Here is a 1,282-nt window from a genome sequence, read left to right as displayed (position 1 = left end):
CTTCAGGTCCTGGACGATCTTGCGCACCCGCCCTATTCCCTCCCTGGATTCGCGCAGCAACACAGCGACATCCTCCTTGACGAAGGCCAGTTCGACCCGCTCGCCGAGCTGCTCCAGGCGTCTTGCCAGCGCCTCGTCGCGGATCGCGGGGCGAGCCTCTTCATAGGCTTCAAGTACCTCCAGCAAACGCCTGACGTGCTCCTCCAGGGTGGTGTAGTTGGAGGAAACGTAGCTGATGGGGTTATTGATCTCATGGGCGACGCCGGCGGCCAGGTGGCCGATCGAGGCAAGCTTCTCCGTCTGCACCAGTTGGCTTTCCAGCTCCTTGCGCTCGCCGATCTCTTTCTCCAGCGCCTCCTTGGCCTGGCCGACTTCCTGGGTGATCTCCTGGATGGCAGCCTCCATCCGGCTCATCTGCAATTGGAGGTGAGCCGTCACGTTCCACTTGGCGCTGAGATTGCCGGCCATCTGGCGGACCTCCTGTCCCTGCAAAGGCAGGCCGAGGAGCAGCAGGCGCTCTTCCGCGGCCCACGGCGCCAATAGCGGAAAATCGGCGGGAGGCGCATGCACCACGACCTGCAAGCGGGAGTCGAGACGCCAGAACCGCTCGAGAACGGGAATATCCGCGCCTACCGACGACATCCCGAGAAACACCACGGCATACGGCGCATCGGCCTGGAGGGCCGAGCGTATCCGCCCCAAGGCCTCCTCGGCGCTTCCCGCCGTATCCACCTGGTAGCCCCGCTCAGGCGCCACGGGAGGCGATTCGGCCTCTAGGGTTCCCTGCAACAACCCGCATACACGGTCTCGATCCGCCTGCCGCTCATCGATCACCAGCAAGCGCCGGTTCCTGATGGGTAACGCCTCCATGATCCGCACCTCCGCTCGCCCTGTCGCCGCGTGCATGCCCCTCGTCCAGGCCAGACTCGGACTATGCTTGCCTGAAGCACTCAGGCAAAACTCACCCGGTGGACAGACACTCATGAACGATAGCGCACCTCCTTCCAACGAGACGGAGATCCGCTTCAGCGTACTGCTGGTCGACGACGAGCCGCTGATCCTCAGCAGCCTGCGCCGGCTGCTACGCAACCAGCCCTACGACCTGTTGCTGGCGGAAAGCGGCGAACAGGCCCTGCAACTGCTGGAAAGCCGGCCCGTGGACCTGGTGGTGTCCGACGCCCGCATGCCGAACATGGACGGTGCCGCCCTGCTCGCGGAAATCCATCGCCGCTTCCCGGAAACCATTCGCATCCTGCTCACCGGCCATGCCGACCTGCCGACC

General features: G+C 64.5%; 1 protein-coding gene and 1 pseudogene. One reads left to right on the top strand and one right to left on the bottom strand.

Going from position 1 to position 1,282, the window contains the following annotated elements:
• Window positions 1-906: pseudogene (locus FFS27_RS32820) on the bottom strand (histidine kinase dimerization/phospho-acceptor domain-containing protein); the annotation flags it as partial.
• A 76-nt stretch (window positions 907-982) separates the two neighbouring features.
• On the opposite strand from FFS27_RS32820, the gene FFS27_RS32815 reads away from it, so the two are divergent.
• Window positions 983-1,282: response regulator (locus FFS27_RS32815; protein WP_137952559.1), on the top strand; the 300-nt coding region annotated here is incomplete at its 3' end.

Origin of the sequence: Pseudomonas sp. 2VD (assembly GCF_005503585.1) — a bacterium.
Lineage (GTDB): Bacteria > Pseudomonadota > Gammaproteobacteria > Pseudomonadales > Pseudomonadaceae > Pseudomonas > Pseudomonas aeruginosa.
The sequence above is the reverse complement of the archived record's forward strand: the minus strand, read 5'-3'. Positions and strand labels throughout refer to the sequence as shown.